Source organism: Pseudomonas vancouverensis, from assembly GCF_004348895.1.
Lineage (GTDB): Bacteria > Pseudomonadota > Gammaproteobacteria > Pseudomonadales > Pseudomonadaceae > Aquipseudomonas > Aquipseudomonas vancouverensis.
Window position 1 is genome coordinate 18,140 of the sequence record NZ_RRZK01000027.1, and the last position, 19,533, is coordinate 37,672.

The 19,533-nt window shown below is 61.9% G+C and carries 19 protein-coding genes; 12 read left to right on the top strand and 7 right to left on the bottom strand.

From position 1 onward, the window contains the following. Positions 1-250 precede the first annotated feature (250 nt). On the top strand, positions 251-1,348 hold the full coding sequence (locus EIY72_RS18460; RefSeq protein WP_093223129.1) for a polyamine ABC transporter substrate-binding protein: 1,098 nt from the start codon (positions 251-253) through the stop codon (positions 1,346-1,348). Positions 1,349-1,681: 333 nt separating this feature from the next. On the opposite strand, the gene thpR is transcribed toward EIY72_RS18460, so the two are convergent. Further along, positions 1,682-2,224 carry an RNA 2',3'-cyclic phosphodiesterase gene (gene thpR, locus EIY72_RS18465; protein WP_093223131.1) on the bottom strand — a complete coding sequence of 181 codons (543 nt, stop codon included), beginning with the start codon at positions 2,222-2,224 and terminating at the stop codon, positions 1,682-1,684. Positions 2,225-2,347: 123 nt separating this feature from the next. Between thpR and EIY72_RS18470 the strand changes: the two genes are divergently transcribed. After that, complete coding sequence (locus tag EIY72_RS18470; protein ID WP_093223134.1) at positions 2,348-2,542, top strand: hypothetical protein; 195 nt, start codon at positions 2,348-2,350, stop codon at positions 2,540-2,542. Positions 2,543-2,555: 13 nt separating this feature from the next. Here EIY72_RS18470 and EIY72_RS18475 read toward each other — a convergent pair whose 3' ends face one another. Continuing rightward, a complete protein-coding gene (locus EIY72_RS18475) occupies positions 2,556-2,909 on the bottom strand; it encodes a DUF1428 domain-containing protein (RefSeq protein ID WP_093223137.1) in 354 nt (117 codons plus the stop codon). Between the two features lie 16 nt (positions 2,910-2,925). Continuing rightward, positions 2,926-3,990, bottom strand: coding sequence for a hypothetical protein (locus EIY72_RS18480; protein ID WP_093223139.1), 1,065 nt, complete (start codon positions 3,988-3,990; stop codon positions 2,926-2,928). Positions 3,991-4,272: 282 nt separating this feature from the next. Here EIY72_RS18480 and EIY72_RS18485 point away from each other — a divergent pair, with 282 nt between their 5' ends. Then, positions 4,273-4,533: a hypothetical protein gene (locus EIY72_RS18485; protein ID WP_093223141.1), complete on the top strand. Its 261-nt coding sequence runs from the start codon at positions 4,273-4,275 to the stop codon at positions 4,531-4,533. A gap of 224 nt (positions 4,534-4,757) precedes the next feature. Here the strand turns inward: EIY72_RS18485 and EIY72_RS18490 are convergent, their stop codons facing one another. After that, on the bottom strand, positions 4,758-4,994 hold the full coding sequence (locus EIY72_RS18490) for a hypothetical protein (RefSeq protein WP_093223143.1): 237 nt from the start codon (positions 4,992-4,994) through the stop codon (positions 4,758-4,760). Between the two features lie 177 nt (positions 4,995-5,171). Here EIY72_RS18490 and EIY72_RS18495 point away from each other — a divergent pair, with 177 nt between their 5' ends. The 5 genes from EIY72_RS18495 to yghX all read left to right on the top strand — a co-directional run bounded on the left by EIY72_RS18495 (position 5,172) and on the right by yghX (position 11,718). Further along, positions 5,172-6,935 (top strand): L-lactate permease, encoded by a 1,764-nt coding sequence (locus tag EIY72_RS18495; RefSeq protein WP_093223145.1) that lies wholly within the window; start codon positions 5,172-5,174, stop codon positions 6,933-6,935. Between the two features lie 16 nt (positions 6,936-6,951). Beyond that, positions 6,952-8,451, top strand: coding sequence for a glycolate oxidase subunit GlcD (gene glcD / locus EIY72_RS18500; RefSeq protein WP_093230614.1), 1,500 nt, complete (start codon positions 6,952-6,954; stop codon positions 8,449-8,451). Beyond that, positions 8,451-9,515: a glycolate oxidase subunit GlcE gene (gene glcE / locus EIY72_RS18505; RefSeq protein WP_093223147.1), complete on the top strand. Its 1,065-nt coding sequence runs from the start codon at positions 8,451-8,453 to the stop codon at positions 9,513-9,515. The genes glcD and glcE overlap by 1 nt, the downstream gene beginning before the upstream one ends. Before the next feature lie 4 nt (positions 9,516-9,519). Continuing rightward, positions 9,520-10,737, top strand: coding sequence for a glycolate oxidase subunit GlcF (gene glcF / locus EIY72_RS18510; protein ID WP_093223150.1), 1,218 nt, complete (start codon positions 9,520-9,522; stop codon positions 10,735-10,737). 93 nt (positions 10,738-10,830) lie between these two features. Continuing rightward, positions 10,831-11,718: a YghX family hydrolase gene (gene yghX, locus EIY72_RS18515; RefSeq protein WP_093223151.1), complete on the top strand. Its 888-nt coding sequence runs from the start codon at positions 10,831-10,833 to the stop codon at positions 11,716-11,718. A gap of 141 nt (positions 11,719-11,859) precedes the next feature. On the opposite strand, the gene EIY72_RS18520 is transcribed toward yghX, so the two are convergent. After that, positions 11,860-12,513, bottom strand: coding sequence for a peroxiredoxin (locus EIY72_RS18520; RefSeq protein ID WP_093223152.1), 654 nt, complete (start codon positions 12,511-12,513; stop codon positions 11,860-11,862). Positions 12,514-12,620: 107 nt separating this feature from the next. Continuing rightward, positions 12,621-13,565, bottom strand: a complete 945-nt coding sequence (locus tag EIY72_RS18525; protein WP_197678840.1) for an aldo/keto reductase — start codon at positions 13,563-13,565, stop codon at positions 12,621-12,623. A 70-nt stretch (positions 13,566-13,635) separates the two neighbouring features. On the opposite strand from EIY72_RS18525, the gene EIY72_RS18530 reads away from it, so the two are divergent. Further along, a complete protein-coding gene (locus tag EIY72_RS18530) occupies positions 13,636-14,424 on the top strand; it encodes an alpha/beta hydrolase (protein ID WP_093223156.1) in 789 nt (262 codons plus the stop codon). Positions 14,425-14,436: 12 nt separating this feature from the next. On the opposite strand, the gene EIY72_RS18535 is transcribed toward EIY72_RS18530, so the two are convergent. After that, the gene (locus EIY72_RS18535; RefSeq protein ID WP_093223158.1) at positions 14,437-15,324 is read right to left on the bottom strand and encodes a LysR family transcriptional regulator; all 888 of its coding nucleotides are present in this window, start codon (positions 15,322-15,324) and stop codon (positions 14,437-14,439) included. A 91-nt stretch (positions 15,325-15,415) separates the two neighbouring features. On the opposite strand from EIY72_RS18535, the gene EIY72_RS18540 reads away from it, so the two are divergent. From EIY72_RS18540 to EIY72_RS18550, 3 genes are all read left to right on the top strand, one after another. Further along, positions 15,416-16,858, top strand: a complete 1,443-nt coding sequence (locus EIY72_RS18540; protein WP_093223161.1) for an aldehyde dehydrogenase family protein — start codon at positions 15,416-15,418, stop codon at positions 16,856-16,858. A 13-nt stretch (positions 16,859-16,871) separates the two neighbouring features. After that, positions 16,872-17,858 (top strand): dipeptidase, encoded by a 987-nt coding sequence (locus tag EIY72_RS18545; RefSeq protein ID WP_093223164.1) that lies wholly within the window; start codon positions 16,872-16,874, stop codon positions 17,856-17,858. 106 nt (positions 17,859-17,964) lie between these two features. Then, positions 17,965-19,518, top strand: coding sequence for a BCCT family transporter (locus EIY72_RS18550; protein WP_093223166.1), 1,554 nt, complete (start codon positions 17,965-17,967; stop codon positions 19,516-19,518). Positions 19,519-19,533: the final 15 nt, after the last annotated feature.

A 19,533-nucleotide genomic window follows, 5' to 3' on the forward strand; every position in this document is an offset into this window, starting at 1 on the left:
CACAGAGTGGCCTTGCAGCAAAAGGCTCTCTGACCACAGAGTGGCCTTGCAACAAAAGGCTCTCTGACCACAGAGTGGCCTTGCAACAAAAGGCTCTCTGACCACAGAGTGGCCTTGCAGCAAAAGGCTCCCTGACCAAAGAGTGGCCTTGCAGCAAAAGGCTCCCTGGCCAACAGTCTTACCGTTTTACCGCCGTTTTTATGTTCACTGTTTTGTGATTTTGAATAAGAAAAGAAATGGAGTTGTACCGATGAAAATGCTTGGCAGGACTCTGCTGACACTGTCCTTATTGGGCGCGATGGTTACCGGCGCCCACGCCAATGAAAAGGTACTGCGCGTCTACAACTGGTCGGACTACATCGGCCCGGACACCGTCAAGAAGTTCGAAGACGAGACCGGCATCCGCGTGACCTACGATGTGTTCGACAGTAATGAAACCCTTGAGGCTCGCCTGCTGGCGGGCAAATCCGGCTACGACATCGTCGTGCCGTCCAACAGTTTTCTGGCCAAGCAGATCAAGGCCGGCGTCTATCAGCCGCTGGACAAGTCGAAGCTGCCGAACTGGAAGAACCTCAATACGGTGCTGCTGAAAAACGCCTCGGCCAGCGATCCCGACAACGCCCACGCGATCCCGTACATGTGGGGCTCGATCGGCATCGGCTTCAACCCGGCCAAGGTCAAGGAAGTGCTCGGCGCCAATGCCCCGACCAACTCCTGGGACCTGCTGTTCAAGCCGGAGAATGCCGAGAAACTGAAAGCCTGCGGCATCAGCTTTCTCGACTCGCCGACCGAGATGATCCCGGCCGCCCTGCACTACCTGGGCTACCCGGTGAACGATCAGGACAAGGATCACATCGCCGAAGCCGAAGCGCTGTTTATGAAGATCCGCCCGAACGTGGCGTACTTCCACTCCTCGAAATACATCTCGGACCTGGCCAACGGCAACATCTGCGTGGCCGTGGGTTACTCCGGCGACGTGTTGCAGGCCAAGGCCCGCGCCCAGGAAGCCGGCGACAAGGTGAAGATCGACTACAGCATCCCGAAAGAAGGCGCCGGCAGTTTCTACGACATGCTCGCGATTCCCCGTGATGCGGCGAACGTCGACAACGCTTATCTGTTCATGAACTTCCTGATGCGTGCGGACGTGATCGCCGAGATCACCAACAGCATCGGCTACAGCAACGCCAACGCGGCCGCCACGCCGCTGGTCGACGAAGCCATTCGCAACGATCCGGGCTCCTACCCGCCGGAAGCAGTGATGGCAACGCTCTATGCGGTGCCGGACCAGCCGATCAACACCCAGCGGATCATGACCCGCGGCTGGACGCGGGTGAAGTTGGGCAAATAATTCACTCAAGTAATAGGGTGAGCCTGAGACCGCTTTCGCGAGCAAGCTCGCTCCCACAGGAGGCTGCATTTCAATGTGGGAGCTGAGTAAGTCACTCACCTAAGCAATCGGATGAGCCCGGGACTCTATTGGCGAGCAAGCCACTTCCTGCAGCAGTCTGCATTTCAATGTGGGAGCGAGCTTGCTCGCGATGAGGCCCTGACATCCAGCACAGATTTCAGCAATCTCGATTTCCGTTCATGCAGCGCCTTACCACCGCTGCACCCTCTCTGTAGAACGGCCTCACCTGGCTCCCTCGGTTCAGGTGACGTTTGGCGCCCTCGGGCGCCTTTTTTATTGGGCGGCAATCAATGGCCACTCGGCCAACGCCCGATAGCGCCCCTTGTGGGATTCGAACAGGGTGAAGCGCTCGGCCCGCAGGAAAAACTCCGGCGCGGTCGGCGACTCCGGCACCGGCGCCCAGTAGTCTCGGGCCAGGGTCAGGTGCGGGCGGTACTCTTTCGGCTTGTCCTGCACGCCGAAGGGCAACATGGCCTGCTCCAACTCATACACCAGACGCAGCAGCGCCGCGGGCGCCTCCTCAGCCCCCAACACCAACACCCCGGCCCTGCGCCAGACATCCAGTCGATCCAGTACCACCGTCACGCGCTTGCCTGGCGTCCGCACGTTGCCCGCAGCGGTGCAGAGGTCAGCGATCCGGGCGATATCGACCGCGCCGAGAAACATCAGGGTCAGGTGAAAATTCTCCGCCGGCACCGGTCGTCCGCTGCGCAATCGCAGCGCGCCTCGCCATTGCCCGATGTCACGGCGCAGTTCGGCGCCGCAGCCCAAGGCAAAAAACAGGCGCTTGAACGGCTCACGGGATTCGTCATTCATGCCGGGCACCTCGTCGGGAAACAGCCTCCAGTGTAACCAACGCCACAGCGCCGCCCGGCACCTTTCTGGCACCCGGCAGCATGCACGTTATAGTTCTAGCATCCCGATCAAGCGGAGGGGGCCATGCGACAGATCATCAGCAAAGAGCCATGGTGGGCCAGACCGCCCGAGCCCGGCCAGGACGAACTCAAGCTGGAATGGGGCTGGCTGGTGCATTACAGCGAAGGCGAGCCGCGCTTCGAGTTCATTCGCGAGCGGCCGACGGACGACGAGATACAGCGGCGCAAGAGTTGCAGGATCACCCCGTCGCCGGAGTGACCCTGCCACCGGGTCAGGACTGCAGCAGCAGATCGAACCCGCCAAAAACCATGCGCTGGCCGTCGAACGGCATCGGGTTGACGTCCGGTTTCATGCGCGTGTCCTGCATCATTTTTTCCATCCCGGCGTTGCGGGTCGCCTTGTCCGGCCAGATGATCCAGCCAAAGGCCACGGTCTCGTCTTCCTTGAGCTTGACCGCCAGCGGGAACGAGGTGACCTTGCCCGGCGGCACGTCTTCGCCCCAGCATTCGACCACGCTCAGGGCGCCGTTTTCCTTGAAGACCTTGGCGGCGACTTTTGCGTGTTCGAGGTATTGCCCGCGCTTGGCGGTGGGTACGGCAGCGATGAATCCATCAACGTAAGACATGGGTACTCTCCTTGGATCATGGGGTGTTCTGCGGGGTAGTCGTTTGCGGCGGCGTCCATTCGACAGAACCTGTGCTCAAACCGACCGACGGTTCCGTGCTGGCCGCCAGACTGCCCTCGATCTGCCCCGCCATGTACAAGGTGCTGGCCATGACGCCACTGGTCGGGTTCTGCACCAGTTTCATCCACGCTTTGTCGAAAGTGTTGCCCAGGCTGCTGCGAATCAGCGCTTCACTGTCCGGGCGGTCACTGGCCTCGATCAACGCGCGGATGCCCGCCACACCCACCGTGATCAGGCCGCCGGCGAGTTTTCCGGCCGCTGCCGCGACGGCGCTGGCCGCCCCGCGCGGAGCCATCTCGGCCTCCATCCGTCGACTGGCGCGCTTGGCCACCGGCGCCATGGCGTTTTCCGTCGAATCGACGCCCTTGCTGCCACCGGCCTTGTGCACCTTGTCCACCAGCGCGGAATACGCTGGCAGCGTGGTCAACGGCTCGGTACGCACGACCTGATACAGCGAGGCGTTGCGCGCCGGCGGCGGACCGAGGGCGATGGCAGGAATTTTCTGGATACGCCCGTTGAGTTGCTCCATCGGCACGCCATGGCGCTGGCTGATCTTTTGCAGTTCTTCCTTGAGGATGTCGACATAGAACGCCGCCGACTGGGTGAGAATCAAATCCGGATCGACCTCCAGCGCAGCCGGGGCCAGCACTTTTTCCTGATACGCCTCCAGCAGGTAATCGGCCAGGCGCTGCTCCGCGGCATCCTGCTCGCCCTTGGCGCTGATGGTGTACCAGCTGACTTTCATCGACAGCCATTCCTGGGTCCAATAGCTACTGAACCAGGGAATGAAGTTCTGCTCGGTCAGCTCATAAACCCGCGTGCGCCAATAATCCATGGCGCCGCGTGAATAGATGCGGGTTTGCTCGGTGGCCGATCGCGACGCCTCGACGATTTCCCGGTCCACTTGTTGCCAGGTTGCGGCTGAAACAACCACGGGGGGCGCGGGCGGTGGCGCATGCGCGGTCGTGGCGCAACCGGCCAGGGTCACCAGCATGACGACGATCAGCGAACGCAGGTTCAAGATCGTGGCTTCCTGAAAATGTGCGCCGGGTGGGTGGTCCGGCAGGCAAGGTTCCTGTTTCAAGTATAGGTGGCGGTGCTCTCAGGGCCTCATCGCGAGCAAGCTCGCTCCCACAGGGGCCGCGTTCACTGAGGCTCGCGATGAGGCCGGCAAAGACACCGAAGATCCCACCATCACTTCTATCGATATCCACCATCGCCACGATTGCCTTCCGCCCGCCGGGCGTCAGCGTAGGATCAATCTCAAGCCATACCGAAACTTCGATCCAGAGGGCCCATCATCATGATCCACACCGTCACCCTCGCCGTGCACTTTCCGCTTTTCGGCAGCAACTTCTACTCGCAGCAGTATGAGTCCCGCAAAGTGTTGACCCTGGCGTTCAACGAGAAGTTCGAGGCCTTGCTGATCCCCGCCGCCGAGCATCATTTCAGCAACGAAGTGGTCGGCCTCACCGATCAGTTCCGTTTCTTGAACGATGTACTGGCCGAACATTTGCTGGATGTTGAAGTGGCGAGGAACGCCGCCCGCAGCTTCGGATTCTGACGGCGACCATCATCAGCTCGCCGCCCTACGGGCTGGAGGATTGCACCGTAGTTCGCCATGTGATGTTCAAACACTAACAGCGTTAAAAGCTTCGCGAGCAAGCCCGCTCCCACATTTGACCGCGTTCCCCTGTGGGAGCGAGCTTGCTCGCGAATGAGCCACCGCGGTTTCAAGGCAAAAACCGGCAGTACGCACCAGCAGAACCCGCAAGCAAAACATTGGCGTCACAGCGATCTCTGGCTGTTGCCAATCCCCTTCGCAATATCAATGCCCCAATCCATGGCCGCTTCCATGTCCAGCATGTGCGGCCGTGGGTCGTGGTTTTCATCGATGACCGTGCCATCGGGCCGATAGACGCCGATGAACATCCCCAGCGAACCGTCTTTCAAGATCTCGGCCTTGACCCTGATATTGCATCCGTTCGACAACGTTTCCTTATGCTCCAGATGGCGCTCGGTCATGACGGCGCTCCTCCCCGCAATGGTTGCAAACCCTACTGGCCATGCTAGCTCAGCCCTGTGCAACGCGCCGTCTGGCAGGACCGAAGGCCGAGCCTTACAGTGTAATAATGCCACCTATACTCATTGCCACCGCCCCCAGGGGCTCTGCACGTCCAACAAGAACAGCAGAGGTGGAACATGGTCTGGCAGCAAGTCTACGATCCGTTCGGCAACCCGGTGCTTTCAACGCTCATGGCCGCCACTCCGGTGGTGGTGATGCTCGCCTCCCTCGCGTTTTTTCATGTCAAGGCGCACCTGGCGGCCTTGCTCGCCCTGGCCTCGGCCCTGCTGATTGCCATCTTCGCCTTCGGCATGCCGGCGAACATGGCCGGCTCCGCAGCGCTCTATGGTGCGGCCAACGGCTTGCTGCCGATTGGCTGGATCGTGTTGAACATCATTTTCCTGCACCGCCTGACCACCGAGAACGGCTCGTTCAAGGTACTTCAGGATTCCCTGGCGCGGATCACCGATGACCGCCGCCTGCAATTGCTGCTGATCGCCTTCTGCTTCGGCGCGTTTTTCGAAGGCGCGGCCGGCTTCGGCACGCCGGTGGCCGTGACCGGGGCGATTCTCATCGGCCTGGGCTTCTCGCCGCTTGCCGCGTCCGGGCTGGCGCTGATCGCCAACACCGCGCCCGTGGCCTTCGGCGCCCTCGGCACACCGATCATCACCCTGGCCAAGGTCACCGGACTGGATGAAATGGAGCTGTCGATGATGGTCGGTCGCCAGCTGCCATTCTTTTCCGTACTGGTGCCTTTCTGGTTGATCTGGGCCTTTGCCGGCTGGCGCAAGATGCTGGAAATCTGGCCGGCGATCCTGGTGGCCGGGGTCAGTTTTGCCGTGCCACAGTTCCTCGTGTCCAACTATCACGGGCCGATGCTGGTGGACGTGATCGCCGCGCTGATTTCCATGGCCTGCCTGACCGGTTTCCTCAAGGTGTGGAAACCGGCCAGCGTGCACACCTCCGCCGCCCTGTCCGGGCGGGTCGACAACTCGCGGATCGACGCCGAGCACGATGAAAAGCCTGTAGCGACCGCCGTGTTTGCCAACGAGGCGAAACCGGCGGTGATGCGCGCGTGGATGCCGTGGATCATCCTGACCATCTTCGTGTTCATCTGGGGCACCCAGAGTTTCAAGAACAACTTTGACGTGCGCCCGGTGATAGACCCGCAAACCAGCACGGCCAAGCTCGACCCCCAGGGCAAGCCGATGTTCGAAGGCAGCCCGGTGTTCGCGCCAGTCGTGACCTTCAGCACCCTGCACTTGCAGGTGGTGAAAGTCCCGCCCGTGGTGTCGGCGCCCAAACCCGAGGAAGCGGTCTACAAGTTCACCTGGTTCACCGCCACCGGCAGCGGCATCCTCCTGGCCGCGATTGTCGGCGGCCTGTTGATGGGCTATTCGATCCCGCAACTGATACGCCAATACCTGCGTACGCTTTGGGTGGTGCGTTTCTCGCTGATCACCATCGCCGCGATGCTCGCGCTGGGTTTCCTCACGCGCTACTCGGGACTGGACGCGACCATGGGCCTGGCCTTCGCCGCGACGGGGATCTTCTACCCGATGTTCGGCACCCTGCTTGGCTGGCTCGGCGTAGCCCTGACCGGTTCGGACACCGCGTCCAACGTGCTGTTCGGCGGCTTGCAACGGGTGACCTCGGAACAGTTGGGCATCAGCCCGATATTGATGGCCGCGGCCAACAGTTCCGGTGGGGTCATGGGCAAGATGGTCGATGCCCAGTCGATCGTGGTCGCCTCCACCGCCACGCGCTGGTACGGGCATGAAGGGGAGATCCTGCGCTATGTGTTCTTCCATTCGATTGTGCTGGCGATACTGGTCGGCGGCCTGGTGACCTTGCAGGCCTATGTCGCCCCGTTCAGCCACATGGTGGTGGGTGGACACTGAGCCGATGAGCGAACCGATGAACATCCTCTACGACGAACGAGTTGACGGCGCCTTGCCCGACGTCGACAAACACGCACTTTTGCAGGCATTGCAAAGCCGCTTGCCGGCGCTGGAGGTCTTGCATCAGCAGGAGGAACTCAGGCCCTACGAATGCGACGGGCTGTCGGCTTATCGCACCACGCCCATGCTGGTAGTGCTGCCCCGGCACATCGACGAAGTGCAAGGGGTCTTGCGTATTTGCCATGAGATGCAGGTGCCGGTGATTGCCCGGGGTGCGGGCACCGGCTTGTCCGGCGGCGCGCTGCCGCTGGAAAAAGGCGTGCTGCTGGTGATGGCGCGCTTCAACAACATCCTGCACATCGACGCCGTTGCGCGCACGGCGCGGGTTCAGCCCGGTGTACGCAACCTGGCAATATCCCAGGCGGCGGCGCCCTTCGGCCTGTACTACGCGCCGGACCCGTCATCGCAGATTGCCTGCTCCATCGGCGGCAATGTCGCGGAAAACGCCGGCGGCGTGCACTGCCTGAAGTACGGCCTGACCGTGCACAACGTGCTCAAGGTCGACATCCTCACCGTTGAGGGCGAGCACTTGAGCCTGGGCTCCAACGCTCTGGACTCACCCGGCTTCGACTTGCTGGCACTGTTCACCGGTTCCGAAGGCTTGCTGGGGGTGATCACCGAGGTCACCGTCAAGCTGCTGCCCAAACCGCAAACCGCCAAAGTAATGCTGGCGGCGTTCGATTCGGTGGAGAAAGCCGGGCGCGCCGTGGGCGATATCATTGCCGCCGGCATCATCCCCGGCGGCCTGGAGATGATGGACAACCTGGCTATCCGCGCCGCCGAGGACTTTATCCATGCCGGTTACCCGGTCGATGCCCAGGCCATCCTGCTCTGTGAACTCGACGGTGTCGAAGCCGACGTTCACGACGACTGCGCGCGCGTCCGCCAGGTGCTGCAACAGGCCGGCGCCATCGAGTTGCGTCAAGCCCGGGATGAGGCCGAACGCGTGCGTTTCTGGGCCGGGCGCAAGAACGCGTTTCCGGCAGTCGGCCGCCTCTCGCCGGACTATTACTGCATGGACGGGACCATCCCTCGGCGCGAGTTGCCCGGTGTATTGCACGCCATCGCCGAGCTGTCGAATGAGTACGGCCTGCGGGTGGCCAACGTCTTCCATGCCGGTGACGGCAACATGCATCCGTTGATCCTGTTCGATGCCAATCAACCGGGGGAACTGGCCCGCGCCGAAGCCCTGGGCGGCAAGATTCTCGAGCTGTGCGTAAAAGTCGGCGGCAGCATCACCGGGGAACACGGTGTCGGTCGCGAGAAGATCAACCAGATGTGCGCGCAGTTCAACAGCGACGAGTTGACCCTGTTCCATGGGGTCAAGGCCGCCTTTGATCCGAGTGGCCTGCTCAACCCCGGCAAGAACATTCCGACCCTGCACCGTTGCGCCGAGTTTGGCGCAATGCACATACACGGCGGTCAGCTGCCCTTCCCTGAGCTTGAGCGTTTCTGATGGCCCACCCGGAGGATTTCGACGACAGCGCGACCTTGCTGGAACAGGTCAATGCGGCGCTGCAAAACGCCACGCCGTTGCGTATTCAAGGCGCCAACAGCAAAGCCTTTCTCGGCCGCAGCACCGCCGGGGAAATTCTCGACACCCGCTCGCACCGGGGCATTGTCAGTTATGACCCGACCGAGTTGGTGATCAGCGCCCGTTGCGGCACACCGTTGGCGGAACTGAAGCAAGTGCTGGATGCGGCGCAGCAGATGCTGCCTTGCGAACCGCCCTCGTTCGGCGAAGGCGCCACCGTCGGCGGCATGATTGCCTGCGGATTGTCGGGGCCGCGGCGTCCGTGGTCCGGCTCGGTACGGGATTTCGTGCTCGGCACGCGGGTCATCAGCGGGCAAGGCAAGCTGCTGCGGTTCGGTGGCGAGGTGATGAAAAACGTCGCCGGCTACGACCTGTCGCGACTGATGGCGGGCAGTCATGGTTGCCTGGGGCTGATCACCGAAGTCTCGCTGAAAGTACTGCCCAAACCCCGGCAGTGCTTGAGTATCAGCCTGGAACTGGACGTTGAACGCGCCTTGCTGCGCCTGGGCGAATGGGGTCAACAACCCTTGCCGATCAGCGCGGCCTGTCACGACGGCTCACGCCTGCACTTGCGACTTGAGGGCGGCGAAGGCTCGGTGACAGTGGCCCACGACCGCCTCGGTGGAGAACGGCTGGACGCTGCGTACTGGGACGATCTCAACGAACAGCGCTTGAGCTTCTTCGACGAGGATCAGCCGCTCTGGCGTCTGTCGCTGCCCAACAACACACCGCGCCTGGCTCTGCCCGGTCGCCAGTTGATCGACTGGGGCGGCGCCCAGCGCTGGCTGAAGTCCGATGCCGAAGCGGCGTTCATTCGCCAGGTGGTCGAAGAAGCTGGCGGCCATGTCACTTGCTTCAGCCACGGTTTGACCGACGAACCGTTCCAGCCGCTGCCCGCTGCCTTGATGCGTTATCACCGCAACCTCAAACAACAGCTCGATCCACAACGGATATTCAACCCCGGACGCCTGTACGCGGAGCTTTGACACCATGCAGACGACATTGAGCGAACGCGCCAGCGCCCTGCCCCGTGCCGCGGAGGCCGAGAGCATTTTGCGCAGCTGCGTGCACTGTGGTTTCTGCAATGCCACCTGCCCGACCTATCAGTTGCTCGGCGATGAACTGGACGGGCCGCGCGGGCGCATCTACCTGATCAAACAAGTGCTGGAAGGCAACGAGGTCACGCAGAAAACCCAGCAACATCTGGATCGCTGCCTGTCGTGCCGCAACTGCGAGACCACCTGCCCGTCAGGCGTCGATTATCACAACCTGCTGGACATCGGTCGGGCAGTGGTCGATGCGGCGGTGCCGCGTCCGCTCGGTCAGCGTTTGTTGCGCGAGGGCTTGCGACAGACCGTGCCGCATCCGCAACTGTTCAAGGCATTGGTCAGTGGGGGTCAGGTGTTCCGCGCGCTCTTGCCCGGCCCGCTGCAAAGCAAATTGCCGCGCACGGCCCTGCCAGCCAAGCCGCGCCCGATGACCCACCGTGAGCGCCAGGTCCTGATGCTGGAAGGTTGCGTACAGCCGGGTCTGTCGCCTAATACCAATGCCGCTGCAGCGCGCGTGCTGGACCGCCTGGGGATCGGCGTTCTGCCGATCCCCGAAGCCGGTTGCTGCGGTGCCGTCGATTATCATCTCGACGCCCAGGCGGCCGGCCTGAATCGCGCCCGGCACAACATCGATGCCTGGTGGCCGAGCATCGAAAAAGGCGCCGAGGCGATTGTGCAGACGGCCAGCGGTTGCGGGGCCTTCATCAAGGATTACGGGCATCTGCTCGCCAGCGATCCGGCCTATGCCGACAAGGCGAAAAAGGTCAGTGCGCTGGCCCGCGACCTGGTCGAAGTGTTGCGCGACGAACCGCTGGAGCGCCTCGGCATTCACGCTGCCCAGCGCGTGGCTTTTCATTGCCCTTGCACGTTGCAGCACGCACAGAAACTCGGCGGTGCCGTGGAAGCGCTGCTCACTGAACTCGGATTCAACCTGACCGTTGTAGCCGATGCGCACCTGTGTTGTGGTTCGGCGGGCACCTATTCGTTGACCCAGCCGGAACTGTCGCGGCAATTGCGCGATAACAAACTCAACGCCCTGGAAAGCGGCCACCCCGAGGTGATTGTCACGGCCAACATCGGTTGCCAGGTACACCTCGACGGCGCAGGGCGCACGCCGGTGCGGCACTGGATCGAACTGGTCGAGGCGGCGCTTCCTTGAGAGTCCTGGAGGCTGCCATGAACTGCAAAACTGTCCAGCCATGAGAGGTTGGCATCACTATTCCCCCCTGTGGGAGCCGAGAGGAACTGTGCAATGACCCGCCTCACCGCCAAGGATTTTTCCCCGCAACTGCTGGAGCTGTACGACTACTACGCCCACGGCAAGATCAATCGCCGGGAGTTTCTCGACCGTGCGGCACTGTTCACCTTTGGCGGGTTGACCGCCGGTGCCCTGCTCGCGGCCCTCAGCCCCGACTACGCGCTGGCCGAACAGGTCGAGTTCACCGACCCGGACATCCTCGCCGAGTACGTCACCTACCCTTCACCCAAGGGCCACGGCCAGGTGCGCGGTTATCTGGTGCGACCGGCCAAGGCCAGCGGCAAGGTCCCGGCGGTGGTGGTTGTGCACGAGAACCGTGGGCTCAATCCGTACATCGAGGACGTCGCCCGGCGCCTGGCCAAGGCCGGTTTCGTCGCCCTCGCCCCGGACGGCTTGACCTCGGTGGGCGGCTATCCCGGCAATGACGACAAGGGCCGCGAACTGCAGGCCACGGTCGACCCGGAAAAACTCATGAACGACTTTTTCGCCGCCGTCGAATGGATGATGAAACACCCCTCGGCCAGCGGAAAAGTCGGCATCACCGGGTTTTGTTATGGCGGTGGCGTGGCCAATGCGGCGGCGGTGGCTTATCCGGAACTGGGGGCGGCGGTGTCGTTTTATGGCCGGCAGCCGACGAGCGAAGAAGTGGCGCGGATCAAGGCGCCGCTGATGCTGCATTACGGTGAGCTGGATACGCGGATCAATGAAGGCTGGCCGGCGTTCGAAAAGGCCTTGAAGGCCGCTGGCAAGGTGTACGAGGCCTATGTTTATCCGGGATGCAATCACGGCTTTCACAACGACTCGACGCCGCGTTATGACGAGGCGGCGGCGAAGCTGGCGTGGGAGCGGACGTTGGGGTGGTTTCGCAAGTACCTGGTTTGACCGGAGGTCAAGGCCAGCCGGGCTGGCCTCATCACGAGCAAGCTCGTTCCCACAGGGATCGGAGGTGGGCACAAGATTTGTGTCTGACATCGATCTAATGTGGGAGCGAGCTTGCTCGCGATGGCGGCAAGTCGGCGATGACTATTTCGGCTGAGCCACAGTGCGCAGATACGGTTTCAAGGTCTTGAAACCATCCGGGTATTTCTTCTTCGCGTCTTCATCGGACACCGAGGTCGGGATGATCACATCCTCGCCCGGACGCCAGTTCACCGGCGTCGCCACGGTGTGTTTGGCGTTCAGTTGCAGGGAATCGAGCAGACGCAGCACTTCATCGAAGTTGCGCCCGGCGCTCATCGGGTAGATCAGCATGGCCTTGACCTTCTTGTCCGGGCCAACGATGAACACCGAACGCACCGTGGCGTTGTCCACCGCCGTGCGCGAACCGCCGCTGGCGTTGGGGTGGATCATGTCGTAGAGCTTGGCCACCACCAGGTTTTCATCGCCGATCAACGGGTAATTGACCGCCGTACCCTGGGTTTCGGCGATGTCACCGACCCAGCGATTGTGGTCGCTGACCGGGTCGACACTCAGGCCGATGACCTTGGTGTTGCGCTTGTCGAATTCCGGTTTGAGCTTGGCCAGATACCCCAGCTCGGTGGTGCACACCGGGGTGAAATCCTTCGGATGGGAAAACAGGATGGCCCAGCCATCGCCGATCCATTCATGAAAATTGACGGTGCCTTCGGTGGTGTCGGCGGTGAAGTTCGGTGCTTCGTCGCCAATACGGATTGCCATGTTCGATCTCCTCGCAGTAATGGACAGGGACACCCTCGGCGCACCGGAGGCGATGCCGACGGCAGGGACGCGAACAGTATAGGAGAGCTTGCAGACCTTGCCGGACGTTAGCCGAGCAAGGCGATCAACTGCTGGCGCTGGGCGTCGGTGAGCATCGGACCAAAGCCTGCGCCGGCGTTTTCCGCCATGTAGCGCGGGTTGCCGGTGCCCGGGATGACGCAGGTCACCGCCGAATGCGCCAGCAGGAATTTCAGCGCCAGTTGCGGCCAGCTCTTGACCCCGACCTGCGCCGCCCAGCCAGGCAGCGGCTTGCCTTTGAGCCGCGCGAGCAAGCCGCCGCCACCAAACGGCCTGTTGCAGATCACTGCCACACCACGCTCGCGACACAACGGCAGGATGCGCTGCTCGACGCCACGATCGTCCAGGGCATAGTTGATCTGCAGGAAATCCAGTGGCTCGGCCCTGAGCACCGCTTCCACCTCGTCATAGGCCGACGCCGTGTAATGGGTGATGCCGATGTAGCGAATCCGTCCCTGTTCTTTCCAGTGGCGCAGGGTCGGCAGGTGGGTTTGCCAGTCGAGCAGGTTGTGGATCTGCATCAGGTCGATGCGGTCGGTCTGCAACAAGGCAAAAGAGCGCTCCATCTGCGCGATGCCCTCCTCGCGGCCCCGTGTCCACACCTTGGTGGCGAGGAAGGCCGGTGAACGCGGCTCATGGATCGACAGCAGCTCGCCGGTGGTCTGCTCGGCGCGGCCGTACATCGGTGAGCTGTCGATCAGCGTGCCACCCTTGTCGAACAAGGCATCCAGCACCGCCGGCAGGTCCCTGTAGGGCGGGTCCGAGGGCGCCACATCAAAACCGCGATAGGTGCCCAGGCCGACAATCGGCAAGGACTCGTTGCTGGAAGGAATGACGCGGGTCTGCATGGTCTTGCCTCCTGTTCCCGTCGACGGCATGACTTGCGCACAGGCCGGACCGAACGTGAAGACCGCCGAAGCACCGGCAGCCAGCGTAAGTATTTCTCTGCGGGTGCAACCCGCGGGATGGCGCATGAAACGTCCCCACTCGATTGACTACACTCAGACGGCACCGGGCAATTGGCCTGGCAACCCCGAGCATTCAATGCCGCCCCCTAACGTTAGTCGAATGTCACGCACTCTGGTGTTACTCGTCGTCATCGTCGCCGCCTTTTACCTGGCGCTCTGTCTTGCGCTGCTGGTCTTTCAACGGGCGCTGATCTACTACCCGCAACCGCGTCATATCGACAGCCCCGGCTCGCTGCTGACGCTGACGGTCGCCGATGCCCAGCTGAACATCACGGTCAGGCCTCACGAGGGGCCCAATGCGCTGATTTACTTCGGCGGCAATGCCGAGGACGTGTCGCGCAACTTGCCGGGGTTCTCCCAGGCCTTTCCCGACTACGCGCTTTATCTGATGCACTACCGCAGCTATGGCGGCAGTTCCGGCTCGCCTTCGGAAGAAGCGATTGTCGGTGATGCAATGGCGTTGTTCGACCAGGTGCGGGCCACTCATACCCATGTAGCGGTAGTCGGACGCAGCCTCGGTTCAGGGGTTGCCGTGCGTCTGGCCAGCCAGCGAGCGGTGGCACGGCTGGTGTTGATCACGCCCTACGACAGCCTTGAAGAACTGGCCGTTCGGCAATTTCGTCTGTTCCCGGTGCACTGGTTGCTCAAGGATCGGTTTCAATCCTGGCGTTACGCGCCCCTCATCACCGTGCCGACGCGGCTGATCGTCGCCGAGCATGACGAGGTAGTGCCGCGTGTCAGTAGCGAACGCCTGCTCAGTCATTTCAAGCCAGGCGTGGCGACGCTGCAGGTCCTTCCGGGCACCGGTCATAACTCTATTGGTGAAATCCCTGAGTATCTGCAACAACTCAAGCAGGGTCTTTAGTCGGGCCTGTGCTCAATGACCGGTCAATTGCATGTTCGCCGTCAGGAACCCCATCAGTTCGGATGCCGCCGGTGACAGGCTGTGCCCTTTGCGGCAGAGGATGCCGATTTGCCGCTCGACCCGAGGCTCCGACAGCGGCAGGAACGCCAGTTGCTCGTTGCCCTGGGGAAATGCCAGCGACGGCAAAGTGGTGATGCCAATGCCTTCTTCCAGCATGGCGATCAAGGAAATCATGTTGGACACAAACAACAGGCTGCGCTCGAGCAAGCCCTCGGCCTCGGTGCCCACGAGCAGCCGCGACGTACCGTTGCGCACCAATGGGTAGTCTTGCAGGCTGGACCAGTGCAGCGCCCCACCCTGCTTGACCAGCGGATGGTCATGACGACAGACCACGCCCACCTGATCACTCAGGATCGGCGTGAACTCGATGTTGTCATCCGCCACCCAGACGCTGCTGATGGCGAAATCCACCTGTCCCTGCACCAGCAATTGCTGAACGCTGTCGGCATTGCCGTCCTGCATGCTGATCTGCATTTTCGGATGGTCTGCGACAAAACGCGCGAGCAGGTGCGGCAACAATCGACTGGCCACCGACGGCACGGTAGCAATGCTCACCTGACCGATTTCATGGCGAGCCAGCAAACTGACCTCGCGGGCGATACGGTCGTGGTGCGCCAGCAGATCCTGGAACAGCGGCAGGCAATGCTCGCCAAACGGCGTCAACTCGGTTTTACCGCCCTTTTCGAAAAGAGGCTGGCCGAGTTTCTGTTCCAGTTCGCGCACCGCCAGGGACACCGCCGGTTGCGTGCGATAGGCCTGTCTGGCCGCACCATGAAAGCTCTTCAGCTGAGCGACCAGCACGAAGTAACGCAGTTGGGTGATCTTCAGCTCTGGAAGCACGGTAAGTTTTCCTTATCATTTCATATTTATTATTAATTTTTATTTGCAGACTAATACTCTCAAGATGGGGCCAACGCAATCGGAGGTTCCCATGTCACTGCAACCCTACAAAAACTACATCGGCGGCAACTGGTGCGACGGTCAAGGCGTCATCGCCAACCACAGCCCTTCGGACGTTGAAGACCTTATTGGCCATTACCAGCAGGCCGGCACCGAACAGACCCTTGACGCTATCGCCGCTGCCCGTGAAGCGCAGCCGCAGTGGGCCGCCACAGGCCTGGAGCAACGCCAGCACGTGCTGATGGCCATCGGCAACGAGTTGATAGCGCGCAAGGAGGAGCTCGGCAAACTGCTCTCCCGCGAGGAAGGCAAGCCACTGGCCGAAGGCATCGGCGAAGTCGCTCGTTCCGCCCAGTTCTTCCATTACTACGCCGCCGAAGTGCTGCGCCAGATGGGCGAAACGGCCGCCTCGGTGCGCCCGGGAATCGACATCGAAGTCCATCGTGAACCGGTCGGCGTGGTCGGCATCATCACCCCGTGGAACTTCCCGATGGCCACCGCCGCGTGGAAGATCGCCCCGGCCCTGGCCTTCGGCAACGCCGTGGTGTTCAAGCCGGCCAACCTGGTACCAGCCAGTGCCTGGGCCCTGACTGAGATCATCAGTCGCCAGGCTCTGCCAGCTGGCACCTTCAACCTGGTGATGGGCAGCGGCGCGGAGGTCGGCGAAAGCCTGATCCAGTCAGCCGACATCGACGCGCTGACCTTCACCGGTTCCCTGCAAACCGGACGTCGCGTGGCCGTCGCCACCGCCGGCAACCTGGTGCGCTGCCAGTTGGAAATGGGCAGCAAGAATGCCCTGGTGGTGCTCGATGACGCCGACCTCGAGACTGCCGTCGAATGTGCGCTGAACGGGGCGTTTTTCGGCACCGGGCAAAAATGCACGGCCTCCTCGCGACTGATCGTCAGCGACGGCATTCATGACCGTTTTGTCGAGGCACTGGTGGCGCGCATGCGTCAGCTGAAAGTGGGCCATGCCCTTGCCGAAGGCACGCAGATCGGCCCGGTGGCCGAAGCCCGCCAATTGGAACAGAACCTTGAATACCTGAACCTGGCCAAGGCCGAAGGCGCGACCCTGGTCGAGGGCGGTGAGTTGCTCGACCTGGTACCGTCCGGGCACTACATGCGCCCCGCCCTGTTCATCAACACGCACAACGCCATGCGCATCAACCGCGAAGAAGTGTTCGGGCCAATTGCCTGCGTCATCCGTGTCAGCGACTACGAGCAAGCGTTGAGCATGCTCAACGACACCGAATATGGCCTGACCGCCGGAATCATCACCCAATCGCTGCGTCATGCCAGCGACTTCAAGCGCCGCGCCCGCACCGGTTGCGTGATGGTCAACCTGCCCACCGCCGGCACCGATTACCACGTGCCCTTCGGCGGACGCAAAGCTTCCAGTTTCGGTCCCCGCGAGCAAGGCCAGTACGCCCGCGAGTTCTACACCGTGGTCAAGACCACCTACGTGCGTCCTTGAGCGAGAGATTGCCATGCACGACTTATTGATGATCGATGGCCTGCAATATTCCAACTGGAGCGAAGAGATCTTTCGCCAGATGCAGGAAGGTGGCCTGAGCGCCGTTCACGCCACTATCGCCTACCACGAAAACGCCCGGGAAACCCTGTCGCGAATCGGCGAATGGAACCGTCGCTTCGAAACCTGGCCCGAACTCATTCGCCCGGTTCACCAGGCCTCGGACATTCGCCGCGCCCATGAAGAAGGCCGTGTGGGAATCTTCTTCGGCTTCCAGAACTGCTCGCCCATCGAAGACGACATCAGCCTGGTCGAGGTCTTCCGCCAACTCGGCGTGCTGATCATGCAGCTCACCTACAACAACCAGAGCCTGCTCGCCAGCGGTTGCTACGAGACCGAAGACAACGGCATCAGCCGCTTCGGGCGCCAGGTGATCCGCGAGATGAACCGCGTCGGCATGCTGATCGACATGTCCCACAGTGCCGAGCGCAGCACCCTGGAAGCCATCGAATTATCGAGCCGGCCGGTGATCGTATCCCACGCCAACCCGTCAAGTTTCCACGCAGCCAAACGCAACAAATCCAATGCCGTGCTGCGTGGCATCGCCGAATCCGGCGGGCTGCTCGGTTTCAGCACCTACCCGTTCCATCTCAAGGGCGCGTCGGACTGCACCCTGGAATCGTTCTGCGACATGGTTGCCAACACTGCGGAATTGATGGGCGTCGAACACATCGGCATTGGCACCGACCTGTGCCAGCAGCAACCGCTGCAAGTGCTCGAATGGATGCGCAACGGGCGCTGGAGCAAGGACAAGGATTACGGCGAAGGCTCCAGGGACAACGCCAACTGGCCATCACCGCTGCAATGGTTCCGCGACAGCCGGGATTTCCCGGTCATCGCCCAAGGCCTGCGCGCGCGCGGCTTCGCCGAGGACGAGGTACGCAACATCATGGGACTCAACTGGCTGCGCCTGCTGGAACGCGCGACCAGCGCACAACACTGACCTTTGCTCGACACCGTGAGGACAGCATGAAAAATAAAAACAATAGCCTCCCGTTCATCTCCCCAACCGGCGATGCACAGCCCCAGGCGCGTATTTTGGAGGCATCATGAAAACATCCGATACCCTGCAAGCCGACCTCCAGACGCTGGAGCTTTCACCGCCGAGAAAAGACATTGACTGGCCGTTGTTCCTGATCAGCGGCGGCTTTCTCGCCGTCTTCCTGATTGCCGCGCTGGTCGACATCGATGGCGTATCGTCACTGGTCAACACACTGTTCGCGTGGTCGACCCGCTTCTTCGGGTTCTACTGGCAGATCCTGATGCTCGCGACCTTTGCCGTGAGCCTGATCATCTGCTTCAGCAAGTGCGGACGCGTTCGCCTGGGCGGTGTCGAGCAACGACCCGACACCAGCACCTTCAACTGGATCGCCGTGATCATGTGTGCCCTGCTCGCTGGCGGTGGCGCCTTCTGGGCGGCGGCGGAACCGATGATGCATTTCGCCAGCCCACCGCCACTGTTTGCTGGTGTGCAAGCGCACACGGAAGCGGCCGCTCACATTGCCCTGGCGCAATCCTTCATCCACTGGGGCTTCCTTGCCTGGGCGGTGCTGGGCAGCCTGCTGGCCATCGTGTTGATGCACCTGCATTACGACAAAGGCCTGCCGCTGGCACCGCGCACCCTGCTCTATCCACTGTTCGGCGAGCGCGCGCTCAAAGGCCCGATCGGGACCCTGGCGGACGCCACCTCGATCATCGCCGTGGTCGCCGGCACCATCGGCCCCATCGGTTTTCTCGGCCTGCAGATCAGCAGTGCATTGCATTCGGTGTGGGGCATTCCCAATGACCTTATGGTGCAGTCCATCACCATCGTTCTGGTCACGGTGATGTACACCGTTTCCTGCCTGGTCGGGCTCGAAGGGATTCGCTTTGTCAGCGGCATCAACGTCTGGCTGATGATCGGCCTCGCGGTGTTCATGGTCCTGCTCGGGCCGACTGCATTCATTCTCGGTGGATTCCCCACGGCGTTTGCCTTGCACATCGAGCAGTTCATCCCGATGACCCTGTTCCGCGCCGATCCGAAATGGCTCGATTGGTGGACGGTGTTCTACTGGGGTTGGTTCATCGGTTACGCGCCGATGGTGGCGCTGTACGTGGCGAAGATCTCCCGCGGCCGGACCATCCGTGAAGTGATCATGACCTTGTCGATCATTGCCCCGCTGGTGACCATGTTCTGGTTCACCATCGTCGGCGGGGCCGGCATCGGCATGGAACTGCAAACGCCAGGTATCGTCACCGCCCACGGCACCCAACCTGAAGACCTGCTGCTGGGCGTGACGCAAAACCTGCCGTGGGGCGGGCTGATTTCGGCGCTGTTCCTGTTCCTCAGCTTTATCTCGGTGGCCACCAATGGTGACGCCATGGCGTTCACCGTGGCGATGGCCATGTCCAGCAACGACAAGCCGAAACACTGGTTGCGCGCGTTCTGGGCCATCGGCATGGGCCTGGCCGCCGTCGTGCTGATCACCATTGGTTCAGGCGGTGTGACTGCGCTGCAATCCTTTATCGTGATCACCGCCGTGCCGGTGTCACTGTTGATCCTGCCGTCGCTCTGGGATGCCTGGCGCATCGCCCGGCAGATGGCACGCGAGCAGGCAGTTTGATGATGAACACTTCAG

Coding starts and splice junctions, on each gene's coding strand:
- EIY72_RS18460 (WP_093223129.1), top strand. CDS start 251: ATGAAAATGCTTGGCAGGACTCTGCTGACACTGTCCTTATTGGGCGCG.
- thpR (WP_093223131.1), bottom strand. CDS start 2,224: ATGAATGACGAATCCCGTGAGCCGTTCAAGCGCCTGTTTTTTGCCTTG.
- EIY72_RS18470 (WP_093223134.1), top strand. CDS start 2,348: ATGCGACAGATCATCAGCAAAGAGCCATGGTGGGCCAGACCGCCCGAG.
- EIY72_RS18475 (WP_093223137.1), bottom strand. CDS start 2,909: ATGTCTTACGTTGATGGATTCATCGCTGCCGTACCCACCGCCAAGCGC.
- EIY72_RS18485 (WP_093223141.1), top strand. CDS start 4,273: ATGATCCACACCGTCACCCTCGCCGTGCACTTTCCGCTTTTCGGCAGC.
- EIY72_RS18490 (WP_093223143.1), bottom strand. CDS start 4,994: ATGACCGAGCGCCATCTGGAGCATAAGGAAACGTTGTCGAACGGATGC.
- EIY72_RS18495 (WP_093223145.1), top strand. CDS start 5,172: ATGGTCTGGCAGCAAGTCTACGATCCGTTCGGCAACCCGGTGCTTTCA.
- glcD (WP_093230614.1), top strand. CDS start 6,952: ATGAACATCCTCTACGACGAACGAGTTGACGGCGCCTTGCCCGACGTC.
- glcE (WP_093223147.1), top strand. CDS start 8,451: ATGGCCCACCCGGAGGATTTCGACGACAGCGCGACCTTGCTGGAACAG.
- glcF (WP_093223150.1), top strand. CDS start 9,520: ATGCAGACGACATTGAGCGAACGCGCCAGCGCCCTGCCCCGTGCCGCG.
- yghX (WP_093223151.1), top strand. CDS start 10,831: ATGACCCGCCTCACCGCCAAGGATTTTTCCCCGCAACTGCTGGAGCTG.
- EIY72_RS18520 (WP_093223152.1), bottom strand. CDS start 12,513: ATGGCAATCCGTATTGGCGACGAAGCACCGAACTTCACCGCCGACACC.
- EIY72_RS18525 (WP_197678840.1), bottom strand. CDS start 13,565: ATGCGCCATCCCGCGGGTTGCACCCGCAGAGAAATACTTACGCTGGCT.
- EIY72_RS18530 (WP_093223156.1), top strand. CDS start 13,636: ATGCCGCCCCCTAACGTTAGTCGAATGTCACGCACTCTGGTGTTACTC.
- EIY72_RS18540 (WP_093223161.1), top strand. CDS start 15,416: ATGTCACTGCAACCCTACAAAAACTACATCGGCGGCAACTGGTGCGAC.
- EIY72_RS18545 (WP_093223164.1), top strand. CDS start 16,872: ATGCACGACTTATTGATGATCGATGGCCTGCAATATTCCAACTGGAGC.
- EIY72_RS18550 (WP_093223166.1), top strand. CDS start 17,965: ATGAAAACATCCGATACCCTGCAAGCCGACCTCCAGACGCTGGAGCTT.